We start from the raw sequence: 15,852 nt of genomic DNA, 5'->3' as shown, positions 1-15,852 counted from the left end.
CCGGCCATGATGTGGGTCTTCGCCATCCTGATCGTGCTCGCCATGGGCGGGGTCGCGATGGTCGCCGCTGGTCGTGGCACCCCCCTCCAGCCGTTGTACGACGACCGCCCGTCACCGCTCGCCTCGAGCGAGGGCCCGCTCGGGAGCGAGGACCTGCGCCGCGTGAGGTTCTCGCTGGCGTTCCGTGGATACCGGATGTCCGAGGTCGACGCGCTGCTCGACCGGTTGGCCACCGAGCGCGACGACACCGACCGCGCCGAGCAGACCGATGACGACCCCGTCCGCGGGGCTCGTGGCGGCGACCCCGCCCCGTAGGGCACACTGCCCACCGTGTCGACCGAGGTCATCGTCTACGTCCTGACCGCCCTGGCGGCTCTGGTCATCGTCCTGACGCGCCTGCGACTCGGCCGTGACGACGGCGCCGCCGGCCGGCTCCACGTCGGCCGCCTGCTGCTCAACGTCCACACCGGCAGCGGCGCCACGGCACTCGTGGTCTGGCTGGTCTTCCTCGTCGCCGGGGGCTCGCTCAGCGACAACACCGCCGGGGTCGTGGGGATCGTCGCGCTCGCACTGTGGTGGGTCGTGGTCGTCGCCGGTCTGCTGATCCTGGTGCGCTGGCTGCCCAGCCGTGGCAAGCACGCCGCCAGCGGCACCGAGGACACCTGGTCCGAAGGGCCCGGCCTGTCGGTTCTCGCCCACGTCGGCATGCTCGTCGGGGTCATGGTCTTCACCTACTTCTACGCCGCACCTCCGACATGAGGCGTGGTCCCAGGATCGGCGTGATGGTGACCGCTCTGGTCCTGGCGTCCGGTCTGCTCGCTCCCTCTCCAGGCGCCGGTGCTGCGCCGCTGGAAACGGCGAAAGCTGCACGCCCCGCGGTGATCGAGAAGCGCGTCATCGGAGAGTCCGTCCGCGGTCGTCCGATCGTCGCCTGGCACCTCGGTGAGCCGGACGTCGAGGACGTTCCGACCGTCGTACTCATCTCGACGATGCACGGCAACGAGCCCGCCACCCGCCGCATCCTCGAGACGTTGCGAGACGGCGCGCCCCTGCACGGCATCGACGTGTGGGTGGTCCCGACCTACAACCCCGACGGCCTGGTGCGCGGCAGCCGCAAGAATGCCCGCGGCGTGGACCTCAACCGCAACTTCCCCTATGGCTGGAAAGACCTCGACGGCAACTACGAGTCGGGCCCCGAGCCGGCCTCGGAGCCCGAGACCCGCGCGATGATGGGCTTCCTGCGTGACGTGCGGCCCGAGCGAGTCCTGAGCTTCCACCAGCCCTTGCTCGGTGTCGACACCGCGACCAAGCGGCCGGCCTTCGCTCGGCTGGTGGCCCGCAAGCTCGACCTGCCCCGCCGCACGCTCGACTGCGGTGGCGTCTGCCACGGCACCATGACGGGGTGGTTCAACCATGGCTTCCAGGGCAACGCCCTGACCGTGGAGTACGGCGCCAGCCCCTCGCGCAAGCGCATGACCAAGATCGCGCCCGACCAGGTGCTGTCCGTCTTCGGCGCCTATCGCGGGCCGCAGAGCCTGGAGCCCGCCCGCGGCTGACGGCCGACGGCTCAGCGGCCCTCGAAGACCGGCTTCTCCTTGGCGACGAACGCCGCCACCGCAGCGCCGTGGTCGGCGGTGGCGCCGGAGAGCTGCATCATCGAGCTCTCGAACTCCAACGCCTCGACGAACGTGTGGCCCGACGCGTAGGCCACCGAGCGGCGCATCGCCCCGAGCGCGACGGTCGGCCCGGTCGCCAGCCTGGTGGCCAGCGCGGCAACCTCGGTGGCGAGGTCGTCGGCCGGCACGACACGCGTGGCCAGCCCGAGCGACAAGGACTCCTCGGCCTTGATGGTGCGGGGGAAGTAGAGCAGCTCGATCGCCTTGGCGTGCCCGACGAGCTGGGGCAGGTGATAGCTGGCGCCGGTGTCGCAGGAGAGCGCGACGTTGGCGAAGGCGAGGTTGAAGCCGGCGGTGTCGGCGACGATGCGCAGGTCGCACGCGAAGGCGAGGCTTGCGCCGGCACCGGCGGCGACCCCGTTGACCGCGGCGATGACCGGCTTGGCCATCCCGGCCAGCGCGGTGACGATCGGGTTGTAGTGCGCGTCCACGGTGTTGAACAGCTGCTCGCTGCCGCCGTTGTCGAGCAGGCCGATGTGCTCCTTGAGGTCCTGGCCGGTGCAGAACGCCCGCCCGGTGCCGGTCAGCACGACGCAGCGCGCGGCGGGGTCCTCGGCGACGGTCTGCACGATCTCGCGCAGCAGCACCTTGGTCGCGATGTCGAGGCTGTTCATCGCGTCGGGGCGGTTGAGCGTGATGGTGGCGACGCCGTCGGTGACGTCCAGGAGCACGGGAGCATCAGTCATGCCGGTCAGTCTCGCACTGACCTCACCCGTCGAGGCAGCGGACCACGAACCGGTCGGACGCCGGCTTGAGCCGCTCGGCCTCACGGGCGAACACCTCGGCCGCCGAGCGCCCGGGCCAGTCGTGGGCAAGCAGCTCGTCGGGCAGGCCCGGGTCGGCGAAGAGGAACTTCCGCCAGCCGTGGACGAGGTGGAAGCGCGCCGCGAACGCCGCCTCCTCGGGATCTGCGTGCGCGGCCAGGTGGCGTCGCAGCAGGTCGGGCGCACTGCCCAGCCACTCGTCGTACGCCGCTCGCAGGGCGTCGAGGTCCCAGGCCGAGATGGGCGGGGGGTCGACGTCGAGCGCTCGGGCGGTCCGGGCGGTCGCGCCCGCGCGGGTCAGCACCGAGGACAGCTGGCTGCGGGGGAAGGGGCTGACCCACACCCGGTCGGTGAGCTCGGCGTAGCCGAGGAAGGTGAGGTCGGCGTTGAGGCGGCTTCGCGTCGCCCGACCCGAGGGGACCTCGACGAGCACGAGCTGCCAGCTGCCGTCCCAAGGGCGCGCGGTGCGGCGGTAGACGCGGTCCGCGGCGTCGGCGAGGTGGCTGGTGGCCTGCTCCGTCGCGTAGTAGCCGCGGGCGCCGCCGATGGTGGCGGGCTCCAGCCAGCCCTGCGCGACCATGCGGGAGATCGCGGTGCGCACGGCCGGAGCGGCGATGCCGACGGCGTCCAGCAGGCGCACCAGGGAGGCGACCGGTGCCTGGCCGTCGCGGGCCTCGAGGTGGTCGCCGTAGAGGTCGAAGAGTGCCGACCGTGCGTGCATGGCGGCGAGTCTGCCAGGGCTGTGGTCCCGATCACTCCCTCGATAGGGGATAATGGACCTCAGCGTCATCAGGCAGAGAGCGGCAGGTCACCTGCGTGCTTCGATCGGGACAGGAAGAGGTGCCGCATGGCGGCAATGAAGCCGCGGACGGGCGACGGTCCGCTGGAGGTCACTAAGGAAGGACGCGGCATCGTGATGCGCGTTCCGCTCGAGGGTGGAGGCCGGCTGGTCGTGGAGCTCAACGCCGAGGAAGCCGGCTCGCTCGCCGAGGCCCTCCAGAACGTCGTCGGGTGACCAGTACGCCCACGATTCCCATCCTGCCCAGCCAGGTCTCACCCCCGGAGTTTGCGATCAGCGGGCTCCGGCCCCATGCCATCCTCGGGGTCGACGTCGTCGCCGTGCCGGTCCTGCCGGCCGACGACGACCTCGACCGTGACGGATCGGTGCTGCTCGGACCCGGTGGGGTGGAGCTCGGCGAGGTCCTGGACCTCGACCTGCTCGGGATCCTCGAGGTCAGCCGCGCCACCGGTGCCGTCGGGGAGGTCCACAGCGTCCCCGTGCCGCTGGGGGCGCCCGACAACGCCGGCCTGAGGCTGGTCCTCCTGGTCGGGGTCGGACAGCAGACCCCCACCGACTTCCGCCGCGCCGGTGCCACCCTGGCCCGCGCGGTGCACGACCGCACCGCCGTGGCCACCACCATCCCCGCGCTCGACCCCGACGAGGGCCTGAGCGCCTTCGTCGTCGGGATGATGCTCGGCTCGTTCGGCTTCCAGTGGCGCTCCACGCCGCCCGCGTCGGTGCCGGTGCCCCACGTGGTGCTCGCCGACCTCGCCGACACCGCCGAGCAGAAGGCCGTGCTCGGTCGCGCGATCGCGGCCGGCGGTGCCGGCTGGCGGGCCCGCATGCTGGCGACGGTGCCGTCCAACCTCAAGAACCCGCAGTGGCTGGCCGACCAGGCTGCCGAGCTCGCCGCCGCGGCCGGGCTCGGCTTCCGGGTCTGGGACGAGCAGGAGCTCGCCGACAGCGGCTTCGGCGGGATCGTCGGGGTCGGCAAGGCCTCGGCCACGCCGCCGCGACTGATCCGTCTCGACTACACCCCGCCCCGGGCCGATCGCAGGACGAAGACCGTGGTGCTGGTCGGCAAGGGCATCACCTTCGACACTGGTGGTCTCTCGATCAAGCCCGGTGAGGCCATGTCGACGATGAAGCGCGACATGACCGGTGGCGCCGTCGTCATGGCCGCCATGGCCGCGCTCGCCGACGTCGGCTGCGCCCTGCGCGTCGTGGGGCTCGTGCCGGCCGCGGAGAACGCCGTCTCCGGCAACTCCCTGCGTCCCGGTGACGTGATCCGCCACTACGGCGGCCGCACCAGCGAGGTCACCAACACCGACGCCGAGGGGCGCCTGGTGATGGCCGACGCGCTGGCCTACGCCGTCGCGGAGATCGAGCCCGACGTGATCCTCGACGTCGCCACCCTGACCGGCGCGATGAAGGTGGCCCTCGGCCAGCACACCGGCGGTTACTTCGCCAACGACGACGCGTTGGCGACGGTGCTCTTCGATGCCGCCGAGAAGGCGGGGGAGCCGCTGTGGCGCTTCCCGCTCTACGCCGGCTACGAGGAGAAGCTCGCCTCCAAGATCGCGGACGCCGACAACGCTGCCGGAGGTGCCGGAGCCATCACCGCGGCACTGTTCCTCCAGCACTTCGTCGGCTCGACCCCCTGGGCCCACCTCGACGTCGCATCGGCGGGCGACTCGCCCGACGACCGCTACGAGTGGAGCAAGGGCCCGACCGGCTTCGGCGCCCGGGCGCTGCTGGCCTGGCTCGGCTCCGAGGACCCGCTCGCCGGCGTGCGCTGAGGCTCGTGGGGGCCCGTCCTCACGCGCCAGGCCTCCCCGGGGTCAGTCGGTCTCGGCGAGCCACTCCTTCTTGGCGACCAGCAGTCCGTCGCCGACGGGGAGCATGACCGAGACCAGCGACTCGTGCTCGGCCACCGTCTTGCCGAGGTCGCGGATCGTCACGGTCTCCTCGTCACGGCGGGCCGGGTCGGCGACCCGGTCGTGCCACAGCGCGTTGTCGAAGACCACCACGCCGCCGGGGCGCAGCAACCGCAGCGCCTCGGTGAGGTAGGCGGCGTACTCCGCCTTGTCGCCGTCGCAGAAGACCAGGTCGTAGTGACCGTCGGTCAGGCGGGGCAGGACGTCCAGCGCAGAGCCGGCGATCGTGCGGACCCGCTGGTTGGGGAAGCCGGCCTCGAGGAACGACTCCTTGGCCAGACGCTGGTGCTCGGCCTCGATGTCGACCGTGGTCAGGACCCCGTCGGAGCGCATGCCGCGCATCAGCCACAGGCCGGAGACGCCGGTGCCGGTGCCGATCTCGACGACGGCGCGCGCGTCGATGGCCGAGGCCAGGAAACGCAGAGCGGCACCCCCGCCGGAGCTGATCGGGGTGACGCCGACCTCCTCGGCGCGCGCACGGGCGGCGGCGAGGACGTCGTCCTCGGGCACGAAGGCCTCCGCGTAGGACCAACTCGCGGGCGTGAGCGGGGTAGTGATGACAGCCTCCTGGATGCGAAAGATCGAGCGGGCAACACCGTATCGCCAGCAGGGCCCCGGGAGCGGGAACACCGCCCGTGCGCCGACCGTTGGGAGTGTGAAGCCCACTTCACGGCATGCCCTGCACAGGGCGCCTTCACAGGGAACCTTCAGACAGGACCTCTAGCGTGAGACTCACCAAGCGACGAGAGCCGCAGGACACCGACGGGGGAGCCACGATGCAGGAGACGACGAACGGCGTTCCCTCGTGGCACGAGATCGTCGAGCAGCACTCCGATCGCGTCTACCGCCTCGCCTACCGGCTGACCGGCAACCGTCACGACGCGGAGGACCTCACGCAGGAGGTCTTCGTGCGGGTGTTCCGCTCGCTGTCGACCTACACGCCCGGCACCTTCGAGGGCTGGCTGCACCGCATCACCACCAACCTCTTCCTCGACCAGGCGCGCCGCAAGCAGCGGATCCGCTTCGACGCCCTCTCCGACGAGCGCGCCGACCGGCTCACCAGCTCCTCGCCGGCTCCCGACGTCGCCTACGCCGACCAGCGCTTCGACGACGACATCGAGCGGGCCCTGGCCACGCTGCCGCCCGACTTCCGCGCCGCGGTCGTGCTCTGCGACGTCGAGGGCCTCACCTACGAGGAGATCGCCGGCATCCTCGACGCCAAGCTCGGCACCGTCCGCTCCCGCATCCACCGCGGTCGCGCCATGCTCCGCACCGCCCTGTCGCACCGCGCGCCCGCCGACGGGAGGGCCCGCTACTCCGGTCCCGCTCCCGACCCGGCAGCCGCGTGGAGCACCTCGTGATCGGGCATCTCGGCCCGCGTATCTCCGCCCTCCTCGACGGGCAGCTCTCTGCCGAGGAGACCGAGCGCGCGTGGGCCCACGTCCACCTGTGTCACCAGTGCCGCGACCTGGTCGAGCACGAGGGCTGGGTCAAGACCCGCCTGGCCGGCATGTCACATCGCGCCGACTCGGCTCCTGAGCACCTCAAGGGCTCCCTGCTCGGCGTCACGCCCGGCGAGCTCTACCTCTCCATCGCCCGCGACGACCCCCACCGCTCGCGGCGCACGGTCGGCCTGGCCGCCCTCGGCGGTGGGGCGGTCGGGGCCGCGGTCATGGGCGTCCTCGCGCTCGGGGCCGCGCCCGCGGACGCGCCGCCGCTGGACCGTCGTACGCCGGTCACGTCGGTGACCACCCCGGTTCCCTCGCCGCTGGGCGGGGCGACGCGGCGCGACCTGCCCTGAGCGGGCGCCCGGCGGTCCCGCGACGCCCGATGCCCACCCACGGGGGATGATGGTGAGGTGAACGACCCTGACCAGCCGTCGCGCCCGGACGACGCCCACGAGACCACCCAGCCCATCGCGCCCCAGGCCCAGCCGGGGCAGCCGGGCCCGCAGGTCTCGCCGTCCTGGCTGCCGCCCTCTCCGCCGCCGGCGATCCCGCCCCCCGCGCCCTGGGCCGGCTTCCCGCCCCCGGGCACACAGCCGATGCCGGTCGAGCCCGCCCACCGGGCCCCGGCCAGGCCGCGGGTCAGCGGGTGGGTCTGGCCGCTCGTCGCCTCCGTGGCACTCGTGGTCGGCGTGATCGGCGGGGTGGCCGGCAGCGTCGCCTACGACGAGCTGCGCACCGACACCCCGGGGACCACACCCGGAGGTCTCGCGGACGTCGACACCGTCTCGCTCCCGCCGCTCTCCGACGACGCGGCCGGATCGGTGGCCAAGGTGGCGCAGGAGGTGCTGCCCAGCACCGTGCAGATCTCCGCCGCGCTGGACGGCCAGGACGGTGGCGCCACCGGCTCAGGTTTCGTGCTGGACCGCCAGGGGCACATCGTCACCAACAACCACGTCGTCGAGTCGGCTGCGGAGGACGACGGCCTGATCGAGGTCGTCGACCAGGACGGAAACCGCTACGAGGCGACCGTCGTGGGTCGCAGCCCGGTCTACGACCTGGCGGTGCTCTACGCCGAGGACGCGACCGGGCTGAAGCCCGCCTCGCTCGGCTCGTCCAAGCGGTTGCGCGTCGGCGAGGGCGTCGTGGCGATCGGCTCGCCGCTGGGGCTCAGCTCCACGGTCACGTCCGGCATCGTCAGCTCGCTCAACCGCCCGGTCACCACGGGGGAGTCCGACGACCAGTCGTCCTACATCAACGCGGTGCAGACCGACGCCGCGATCAACCCCGGCAACTCCGGCGGTCCCCTCGTCGACCTGCGCGGCCAGGTGGTGGGCGTCAACTCGGCCATCGCCACCACCGGGGGAGGCACCTTCAGCGGCGAGGCCGGCAACATCGGGGTCGGCTTCGCGATCCCCGTCGAGCAGGTCATCGTCACCGCCGACCAGATCCTCAAGACCGGCGAGTCCAGCTATCCCGTCATCGGCGCCCAGGTGCAGACCGGGGTGCGCGACGGCACGGGCGCCGAGATCTCCAAGGTGCTCGGCGACAGTCCTGCCGAGGACGCGGGCCTCGAGAAGGGCGACGTCATCATCGCTGTCGAGGGGGAGCGCGTCACCGACGGCATCGCGCTCATCGTGTCGATCCGCACCCGGCAGCCGGGCCAGACGATCGAGTTCACCTACCTGCGCGACGGCGACGAGCGCACGACCGACATCACGCTGGACGGCGAGACCGGCTGAGCTCAGTCGGTGGTGTCCGCGTCGACGAAGGGGTGCTGGGCCACGAAGTCCTCGGCCTGCTTGTACATCCGGGCGATGTAGTCCTCGAGCATGCTCGACTCGACGCGCCACTGACCGCGGCCACCGATCTTGATGGCGGGCAGGTCGCCGCGACGCACCAGCGCGTAGACCTGGGCGCTCGAGGTGTTGAGCACCTCGGCGACGTCGGTGAGGGTGAGGAAGCGGGGCGTGGCGACCATGTGCCCATCGTCGCACCTCGTGCCACCTCCTCCACAGGGAGCCGCCGTCGGCTGTGGAGGAAAGCGTGACTGATCCGGTGCGACATTGCATGATGTCCCCGTGGCCAGGAATCTCGGGAGCCAGGGTGCGTCGACGCCGCCCCCTGCTGTGCGCGCCTCGACGCCCGGCTGGCGCGACCCACGCCTCTGGATCGGCATCGCGATCGTGGCCGTCTCGGTCGTCGCCGGGGCACGGTTGCTCGCCTCGGCCGACGACACCGTCGGGCTCTGGGCCGTGAGCGCCGACATGGGTGCCGGTGACGTGGTGAGCGAGGACGACCTGGTGGTCCAGCGCGTGCGCTTCGCCAACACCGCGCGGATCGACCTCTACTTCAGCGCCGACGAGGAGCTGCCCTCCGATCTCGAGCTGCTCCGAGGGGTGGGAGGGGGCGAGCTGCTGGCGCGCGGGGCCGTGGGCTCCTCGGCCGAGTCCGACGTCCTCCAGGTGCCGATCTCCGTGGCCTCCGAGCGGGTGCCGGTCTCCATCGAGGCAGGCTCGGTCGTCGACGTGATGATCGTGGCCCGACCGGCGCAACCCGGGGCCCGCGCGCCGATCGGGCCGGGCGAGGCGGCGCTCGAGGGGGTCACGGTGGTGGCCGCGCCGCCCTTGTCGGAGAGCTTCGGCACCTCCGGCGAGCGCCAGCTCGACCTCGCGGTTCCCGAGGCCGACGCCCAGGCGTTCTTCGAGCTGCTCAACTCGCTGGAGAGCCCGGTGCTCACCGTCCTGCGGCGCGGCTGATGATCGTCGTCCTCGTGGTCGCCGCCGGTGCCGCGTGGGAGTCCACGGCGCTGACCGAGCTCGGGAGGCACCGCGAGATCGTCGTCCTCAAACGCTGCGTCGACGTGGACGACCTGCTGGCCTCTGCCTCGGCCGGCCAGGCCGAGGTCGCCGTCGTGGGTCTCGACGCCCCGGGTCTCGACGCTGTCACGGTCGACCGCCTCCGCGGTCACGGCGTGCGTCCGGTGGCGGTGGTCGCCGTGGACTCGTGGGACGCCGGCCGGCTGCGGGCCTCGCGGATCGGCATCGCGACCCTCATCGCCGACACCGACCTCGCTGCCCTGCCCGTCGCCGTCACCACCCCGGAGGCGCCCTCCGCTCCCGTCGTGCAGCCGCCGGTCGACGTCGTCGAGGGCGTTGCCGTCCCGCGGGCACGGGTGATCGCTGTCTGGGGCCCGGCCGGCGCCCCGGGGCGCACCACGGTGGCGGCCGCGATCGCAGCCGAGCTGGCCCGTCGGCGACAGCGCACGATCCTCGTCGACGCCGACCCCTACGGCGGCACGGTCGCCCAGCAGCTCGGCATCATGGACGAGGTCTCGGGGCTGCTGGCCGCCGGCCGACTGGCCACCTCGGGGGACCTTGCGGAACGGTTCTTCTCCGTCCAGCGCGGCATCGACGCCCACCTCTCGGTCGTGACGGGGCTGCCCCGGGCCGACCGGTGGGTCGAGCTGCGACCAGGTGCGATCGAGCACGTCCTGGAGACCGCCCGCGAGCACGGCCAGGTCGTGGTCGACACCGGGTTCAGCCTCGAGGAGGACCCCGGTCAGGACTACGGCACGCGCCCGGCGCGCAACCAGCTCACCCTCGGGGCCCTCGCGTGCGCCGACGAGGTGGTCGTCGTGGGCACCGCCGACCCCGTGGGGCTCTCGCGCCTCGCCCGCGCGCTGGTCGAGCTCCGCGACCTCACCGAAGGTGCGCCCGTGCGCGTCGTGGTCAACCGGATGCGCCCGACCCTGGGCTGGTCGGAGAAGGACATCGCCGGCATGGTGGGCGGCTTCGCCCGGCTCTCCGGGCTGCACTTCCTGCCCGACGACCGCGCGGTCGTCGACCGGGCGCTCGTCGCGGGCCGCACGCTCGTGGAGACCGGGGACTCACCCCTGGTGCGCGCGGTCGCCTCGCTGGTCGACGCCCTCCTGGGACCCGTGGGACCGGCAGGGCCTGCGGGGTCGGTCAGGCCGCGAACAGGAGATACAGCCCACCCACGGTGAAGGCCACCATCGCCATCAGCAGCGGCAGCTGTCCGGTGAGCTGGTGCCGCTGGGGCAGCAGCTTGATCGCCCGGTCGTGGGCGGCGACGACGCCGAGCACGTGACCCACGACGACCGCGACCACCTTGACGTTGGCCAGCAGGGTCGGGTGGTAGGACAACCAGTAGTTGACCGACCAGTCGCCCGTGCCGAGGATGTCGGCCCCGTTGCTGAAAGGGTCACTCGCCTGGATCAACGTGCGTTGCCCGAACTCCACGAGGTAGGTCAGGTAGTGGGCCGCGATGTAGCCCACGACGATCGGCACGATCGAGTGGGCGAACCTGTCCGGCAGCGACCAGCGGCTGGTCCCGACCTCGACGCCCGTGAGCACGCAGCCGAGCGCGAAGACCAGGCCGGTGCCCACGCAGAAGGCGACGAGCATCAGGTTGTTGAGCAGGTAGGACGAGGTCTCGGTCGACTGGATGTACTGCACCCAGCTGGAGGAGTCGCGGAAGGAGTCGAACGCCGTGCTCCCGAACAGCACCGCCAGCACCGCCACCAGCCCGGGGCGTACGACGACCGTGTCGAGGTTGGCGAGCGGGCTGCGAAGCAGCAGGTGGCCGTCGCGCGAGCCCCAGACCGAGAGCTTGGCGACCAGGCTGGAGTAGACCTCGAAGGGGTCGGCGTGCTCGTAGAAGGTGTTGCCGAAGAGCGCGCCGCCGACGAGCATCACGGCGACGTAGATCGCGCACCACAGCCGCAGGGGGCCGAGCTCGGTCATGAACGGGTAGACGAGCTCCAGCCAGACGAACGCGAAGAGCCCGAGCGCGGCCGGCCAGTGCCCGAGCCACCGGGGGTAGTCGAATACCCCCACCTCGGGATCGCTGCCGGAGAGCTTGGCGAAGAGCAGGTTGATCGTGCGGACCGGGCTGATGGCCTTCCAGAACGGTCCGAGGAACAGCGAGAGCGGCACGAGGCCGACCCACCACCACACGTAGACGATGCCGAAGATCGGGTTGGTCAGCAGGTCCTCGCCGAAGATCGCCACGGTGACGGCGTAGGCGAAGACGACGAAGCCGAAGACCCTGAGGCCGGCGCGGAAGCCGACCGAGCGGACCAGGCCGTCGAGCCACGGCGGGACGGGGCGTTCCCCCTTGGCCTCGTCGTAGCGCGGGGTGCGCCAGGCGACGGCCAGGACGGTGAACGAGACCACCAGGGCGGCGACGGCCCCGGCGATCGCCAGCGAAGGCGAGATCGGCAGGTCGGCGGAGCCGCCGATGCCGTGGGCGAAGGGGGCCTCGCCCATCACTCAGCTGACCTCGAGCTGGACGATGACCTGCTCCAGGTCGTGCGACTCGACCTCGACGACGCCGGGCTGGTCGATCGTGAGCTTGAGCGTCGTCGTGCCGGCGGCGTACTCGAACTGCTGCTCCGGCTCCGAGTGCACGTGGATCTCACCGGGCTCGTCGGCCTTGACCACGAGGTCCACCGGCTGGCCGGCGCCGACCTCGACGCGCTCGCCGTTGGGGGTGACCGTGCCGTCCTCGAAGGTGATCTCGATCGTCTCGATGTCGCCGGTGTCGGTCGCGGGGGTGTCCTCACCGCAGCCGGAGACCAGAGTCAGCGTCGAGACGAGGATGGCCGTGGTCGCCATCAGTCGGCGCATGGTGAGATTCCTTATCGTTCGGCGGACGCGTGCCACGACCGTGACACACCTCTGTCAGAATCCCATGCGTGGCCAACGTGGCTGCTGGGGGGTCACGGTGGGCACGCACGAGGTTGGGAGAACCCGATGAGTGAGCGGTTGCGCCCGCGGGACCTGGCGTTCCTCGCCGAGGAGACGGCTCAGACGCCGATGCACAACGCCACGATCGAAATCTTCGACCCGGGCGAGTCCGGCTTCGACCACGAGCGGCTGATGGAGCTGATCCAGGACCGCATCTCCTTCGTGCCGCGCTACCGGCAGCGGTTGCAGAGCGTCCCGGGGCAGCTCGCCAACCCGGTGTGGGTCGACGACGCCCACTTCGACCTCGGCTACCACGTGAGGCGCTCCGCGCTGCCGCGTCCCGGCTCGCTCGACCAGCTGCGGGAGCTGGTGTCGCGGATCGTCTCGCGACCCCTCGACCGCAGCCGGCCGCTGTGGGAGATCTACTTCGTCGAAGGCCTGAGCGAGGGGCGCGTGGCCCTGCTCTCCAAGACCCATCAGGTGCTCGTCGACGGCGTCGAGACCGTCGACCTCGGGCAGGTGCTGCTCGACACCAGCCCGACGCCCAGGTCGATGGAGTCCGACGACTGGTATGCCCGCCGCGCACCGTCGCCGTTCACCCTCCTCGCCGGCGCCGTCAAGGACTCGCTCACCGAGCCCGACACGCTGGTCGACACCGTCCGGACCCGCACCGACGCGGCGCTGCGGACCGCCGGTGCGGCCACGGCCAACGCACGACGGGTCGCCAACGCGCTCAGCGGTCGCCGTCCGGTCAGGACGTCACCGATCTCGGGCTCGCTGTCGCAGCAGCGCCGGGTGGTCACCGTCGACACCCCGCTGGCCGACTACCGCACGATCCGGGCGGCCCACGGCGGCACCGTCAACGACGTCATCCTGGCGACCATCGCCGGTGGCCTGCGAGGCTGGCTGATGACCCGGGCCGAGTCGATGGGTGGCATCCGCCAGATCCGTGCGGTCGTCCCCGTCTCGGTGATCGACGCCGAGCTCGAGGCCACGTCGCTGGGCAGCCAGATCGCGGCCCACTTCGTCGACCTGCCGATCCTGGAGGCCAGCCCGGTCGTCCGACTGCACCAGGTCTCCTACTCGTTCCAGGCGCACAAGGAGGCCGGGCGCGGTGTCGCCGCCAACCGGTTGGCCGGCATCGCGGGCTTCGCCCCCACGACGTTCCATGCCATCGGCTCGAGGGTCGCGGCCCACGAGCGGCGCAGCTACCAGCTCAGCATCACCAACGTCCCCGGCCCGCAGTCACCGCTCTACGCGGCCGGCGCGGAGATGGTGAGCAGCTATCCCGTCCCGCCGTTGCTGCCGGGGCACCCACTCGCGATCGGGGTCACCTCCTACAACGGGCGGGTGTTCTACGGCATCACCGCCGACCGCGACCAGATGCCCGACGCCGACCTCCTCGGGACCTGCATCACCGAGTCGCTCGACGAGCTCATGGACGCCTCCAGCGGGACCCGTGTGCGGGCCCTGCGCGGTCGCAAGCGCACGCCCCGGTCGACGGCGAAGAAGCCGTGAGCGTGCGTCTCTACATCCCGGCCTCGCTGGACCTCCTCGCTTCGTGGGCAGGAGCCGGTGAGGTCTCGTGGCCGGAGGAGCCGATCCTGGCCGCCGACGTGGACGAGGAGTCCGAGTACGCCGCGCTGATGACCGCCGCGGACGCCTCGGCCGAGCTCATCGGCGGCGTCGGTCGCCGGGTGGTCGTGGTCGTGGAGGACGGCTCGACGGGTCATCCGATCGCCCTTCGCCGCGTGGTCGCCGTCCACGCCGACGTCGAGGACTTCACCGATCCCGACGACGACCTGGCGTGGTTCGCCCCGCAGGAGATCGACCAGCTGCTCCACGGCTAGGGGTGGGGAGCGAGGCCGCTTTCGACAAGTGTGTCCGGCGGTGACAACATCCCAGCATGGACGCGATCTCCTTCCCGCCGGCACCCGTCAACGAGCCCAACCTCACCTATGCACCCGGCAGCCGGGAGCGTGCCGAGCTGGTCGCGGAGCTGGAGAAGCAGGAGCGCACGCAGCTGACGCTGCGCGCCCACGTCGGGGGCCGCAAGCGCTCCGGTGGCGGCGAGGAGATCACGGTCGTCCAGCCCCACGACCACCAACACGTGCTGGGCGTCATGAAGAACTCCACGACCAAGGACGCCGAGGCGGCGGTCAAGGCGGCCGGCAAGGCGGCGCCGGAGTGGCGCGCCATGCCGTTCGACGAGCGGTGCGCGATCATGCTCAAGGCCGCCGACCTTCTCGCCGGACCGTGGCGTCAGCGACTCAATGCGGCCACCATGCTCGGACAGTCGAAGACCGCCTTCCAGGCCGAGATCGATGCCGCGTGCGAGCTCATCGACTTCTGGCGCTTCAACGTGACCTACGCCAAGCAGATCCTCACCGACCAGCCGATCGCCAACAGCCCCGGCATCTGGAACCGCACCGACCACCGCCCCCTCGAGGGCTTCGTCTACGCGATCACGCCGTTCAACTTCACCGCGATCGCCGGCAACCTGCCCACCGCACCGGCGCTGATGGGCAACACGGTCCTGTGGAAGCCCTCACCGACCCAGCAGGTCGCGGCGTCGCTGACGATGGAGCTGCTCGAGGAGGCCGGCATGCCGCCGGGCGTCATCAACATGCTGCCGGGTGACGGACTCGAGGTCTCGCAGGTCGCGCTGGCGCACCCGGACCTCGCCGGCATCCACTTCACCGGCTCCACCCCGACATTCCAGCACCTGTGGCGCACGGTCGGCGAGAACATCGCGGGCTACCGCTCCTACCCGCGCATCGTGGGGGAGACCGGTGGCAAGGACTTCATCGTCGCCCACCCCTCCGCGGACCCCGATGTGCTGCGGGTCGCGATGCTGCGCGGGTCCTTCGAGTTCCAGGGCCAGAAGTGCTCGGCCGCCTCACGCGCCTACGTCGCCCGCTCGGTGTGGAACAGGATGAAGGACGACTTCCTCGCCGAGGTCGAGGGGATCGCGATGGGCGACGTCACCGACTTCTCCCACTTCATGGGCGCCGTCATCGACCAGCGCGCCTTCGCCAAGCACCAGGCCGCGATCGCGCGCGCGAAGAGGACCAAGCACCTGACGATCCTCGCCGGTGGGCAGGTCGACGACTCCGTGGGCTACTTCGTGCGCCCGACGGTCGTGGAGTCCTCCGACCCGACCGACGAGATGTTCTCGACCGAGTACTTCGGCCCGATCCTCGCCGTGCACGTCTACGAGGACGGCGACTTCGAGAAGGTCGTCACCCAGCTCGAGTCGTTCGCGCCCTACGCCCTGACCGGCGCGATCATCGCCCAGGACCGCTCCGCCATCCGCTGGGCCCAGGCGACGCTGCGCTTCGCGGCCGGCAACTTCTACATCAACGACAAGCCCACCGGTGCCGTCGTGGGGCAGCAGCCCTTCGGCGGTGGTCGCGCGAGCGGCACCAACGACAAGGCCGGCGCGGCGGTCAACCTGCTGCGCTGGACCTCGCCGCGGTCCATCAAGGAGACGTTCGTGCCGCCCAAGGACTACCGCTACCCCTACCAGGGATAGGCC

19 protein-coding genes are annotated in these 15,852 nt (G+C 71.6%); 13 read left to right on the top strand and 6 right to left on the bottom strand.

What is annotated here, in order from left to right:
• The first annotated feature begins 6 nt into the window (after positions 1-6).
• Genes BM204_RS17050 through BM204_RS17040 form a run of 3 tightly spaced genes read left to right on the top strand, consistent with a single transcriptional unit; the run spans position 7 to position 1,556 of the window.
• Entirely contained in the window at positions 7-315 is a 309-nt protein-coding gene (locus tag BM204_RS17050; RefSeq protein WP_246166437.1) for a DivIVA domain-containing protein, read from the top strand.
• A gap of 15 nt (positions 316-330) precedes the next feature.
• Complete coding sequence (locus BM204_RS17045; RefSeq protein WP_091115832.1) at positions 331-759, top strand: hypothetical protein; 429 nt, start codon at positions 331-333, stop codon at positions 757-759.
• A gap of 23 nt (positions 760-782) precedes the next feature.
• The gene (locus BM204_RS17040) at positions 783-1,556 is read left to right on the top strand and encodes a M14 family zinc carboxypeptidase (RefSeq protein ID WP_170259247.1); all 774 of its coding nucleotides are present in this window, start codon (positions 783-785) and stop codon (positions 1,554-1,556) included.
• An 11-nt stretch (positions 1,557-1,567) separates the two neighbouring features.
• Here BM204_RS17040 and BM204_RS17035 read toward each other — a convergent pair whose 3' ends face one another.
• Both BM204_RS17035 and BM204_RS17030 read right to left on the bottom strand, forming a co-directional pair.
• Positions 1,568-2,362 (bottom strand): enoyl-CoA hydratase-related protein, encoded by a 795-nt coding sequence (locus BM204_RS17035; protein ID WP_091115826.1) that lies wholly within the window; start codon positions 2,360-2,362, stop codon positions 1,568-1,570.
• Between the two features lie 22 nt (positions 2,363-2,384).
• Positions 2,385-3,161, bottom strand: a complete 777-nt coding sequence (locus BM204_RS17030; protein WP_091115823.1) for a PaaX family transcriptional regulator — start codon at positions 3,159-3,161, stop codon at positions 2,385-2,387.
• A gap of 126 nt (positions 3,162-3,287) precedes the next feature.
• On the opposite strand from BM204_RS17030, the gene BM204_RS17025 reads away from it, so the two are divergent.
• Positions 3,288-3,455 (top strand): DUF3117 domain-containing protein, encoded by a 168-nt coding sequence (locus BM204_RS17025; RefSeq protein ID WP_091115820.1) that lies wholly within the window; start codon positions 3,288-3,290, stop codon positions 3,453-3,455.
• A complete protein-coding gene (locus BM204_RS17020) occupies positions 3,452-5,020 on the top strand; it encodes a leucyl aminopeptidase family protein (protein WP_091115818.1) in 1,569 nt (522 codons plus the stop codon). The genes BM204_RS17025 and BM204_RS17020 overlap by 4 nt, the downstream gene beginning before the upstream one ends.
• Before the next feature lie 42 nt (positions 5,021-5,062).
• Here the strand turns inward: BM204_RS17020 and BM204_RS17015 are convergent, their stop codons facing one another.
• On the bottom strand, positions 5,063-5,668 hold the full coding sequence (locus BM204_RS17015) for an O-methyltransferase (protein ID WP_246166435.1): 606 nt from the start codon (positions 5,666-5,668) through the stop codon (positions 5,063-5,065).
• Positions 5,669-5,883: 215 nt separating this feature from the next.
• Here BM204_RS17015 and sigE point away from each other — a divergent pair, with 215 nt between their 5' ends.
• The 3 genes from sigE to BM204_RS17000 are packed head-to-tail and all read left to right on the top strand — an operon-like array spanning position 5,884 to position 8,345.
• Positions 5,884-6,519: an RNA polymerase sigma factor SigE gene (gene sigE, locus BM204_RS17010; RefSeq protein ID WP_246166433.1), complete on the top strand. Its 636-nt coding sequence runs from the start codon at positions 5,884-5,886 to the stop codon at positions 6,517-6,519.
• Positions 6,516-6,959: an anti-sigma factor gene (locus BM204_RS22765; RefSeq protein WP_174813037.1), complete on the top strand. Its 444-nt coding sequence runs from the start codon at positions 6,516-6,518 to the stop codon at positions 6,957-6,959. The genes sigE and BM204_RS22765 overlap by 4 nt, the downstream gene beginning before the upstream one ends.
• A 57-nt stretch (positions 6,960-7,016) precedes the next feature.
• Positions 7,017-8,345, top strand: coding sequence for a S1C family serine protease (locus tag BM204_RS17000; RefSeq protein ID WP_091115811.1), 1,329 nt, complete (start codon positions 7,017-7,019; stop codon positions 8,343-8,345).
• 2 nt (positions 8,346-8,347) lie between these two features.
• Here BM204_RS17000 and BM204_RS16995 read toward each other — a convergent pair whose 3' ends face one another.
• Entirely contained in the window at positions 8,348-8,584 is a 237-nt protein-coding gene (locus tag BM204_RS16995) for a helix-turn-helix domain-containing protein (protein WP_091115808.1), read from the bottom strand.
• 100 nt (positions 8,585-8,684) lie between these two features.
• Between BM204_RS16995 and BM204_RS16990 the strand changes: the two genes are divergently transcribed.
• Positions 8,685-9,362, top strand: a complete 678-nt coding sequence (locus tag BM204_RS16990; RefSeq protein WP_143099818.1) for a hypothetical protein — start codon at positions 8,685-8,687, stop codon at positions 9,360-9,362.
• Positions 9,362-10,609: a CpaE/TadZ family protein gene (locus BM204_RS16985; RefSeq protein ID WP_091115804.1), complete on the top strand. Its 1,248-nt coding sequence runs from the start codon at positions 9,362-9,364 to the stop codon at positions 10,607-10,609. The genes BM204_RS16990 and BM204_RS16985 overlap by 1 nt, the downstream gene beginning before the upstream one ends.
• Here the strand turns inward: BM204_RS16985 and BM204_RS16980 are convergent.
• Together BM204_RS16980 and BM204_RS16975 are read right to left on the bottom strand one after the other, a co-directional pair.
• Complete coding sequence (locus BM204_RS16980; RefSeq protein ID WP_091115870.1) at positions 10,572-11,894, bottom strand: hypothetical protein; 1,323 nt, start codon at positions 11,892-11,894, stop codon at positions 10,572-10,574. The two genes, BM204_RS16985 and BM204_RS16980, sit on opposite strands and share 38 nt — an antisense overlap.
• 3 nt (positions 11,895-11,897) lie before the next feature.
• The gene (locus BM204_RS16975) at positions 11,898-12,254 is read right to left on the bottom strand and encodes a cupredoxin domain-containing protein (protein ID WP_091115801.1); all 357 of its coding nucleotides are present in this window, start codon (positions 12,252-12,254) and stop codon (positions 11,898-11,900) included.
• A 126-nt stretch (positions 12,255-12,380) separates the two neighbouring features.
• Between BM204_RS16975 and BM204_RS16970 the strand changes: the two genes are divergently transcribed.
• The 3 genes from BM204_RS16970 to pruA are packed head-to-tail and all read left to right on the top strand — an operon-like array spanning position 12,381 to position 15,849.
• Positions 12,381-13,832: a WS/DGAT/MGAT family O-acyltransferase gene (locus tag BM204_RS16970; protein WP_091115799.1), complete on the top strand. Its 1,452-nt coding sequence runs from the start codon at positions 12,381-12,383 to the stop codon at positions 13,830-13,832.
• Positions 13,829-14,164 (top strand): DUF6912 family protein, encoded by a 336-nt coding sequence (locus tag BM204_RS16965; protein ID WP_091115797.1) that lies wholly within the window; start codon positions 13,829-13,831, stop codon positions 14,162-14,164. Before BM204_RS16970 ends, BM204_RS16965 begins: the two co-directional genes overlap by 4 nt.
• Before the next feature lie 56 nt (positions 14,165-14,220).
• Positions 14,221-15,849 (top strand): L-glutamate gamma-semialdehyde dehydrogenase, encoded by a 1,629-nt coding sequence (pruA, locus tag BM204_RS16960; RefSeq protein WP_091115794.1) that lies wholly within the window; start codon positions 14,221-14,223, stop codon positions 15,847-15,849.
• Positions 15,850-15,852 lie beyond the last annotated feature (3 nt).

This window comes from Nocardioides psychrotolerans, from assembly GCF_900113685.1.
In the GTDB taxonomy this organism is placed as follows: Bacteria; Actinomycetota; Actinomycetes; order Propionibacteriales; family Nocardioidaceae; genus Nocardioides; species Nocardioides psychrotolerans.
This window is presented reverse-complemented; position numbering and strand designations above follow the sequence as displayed.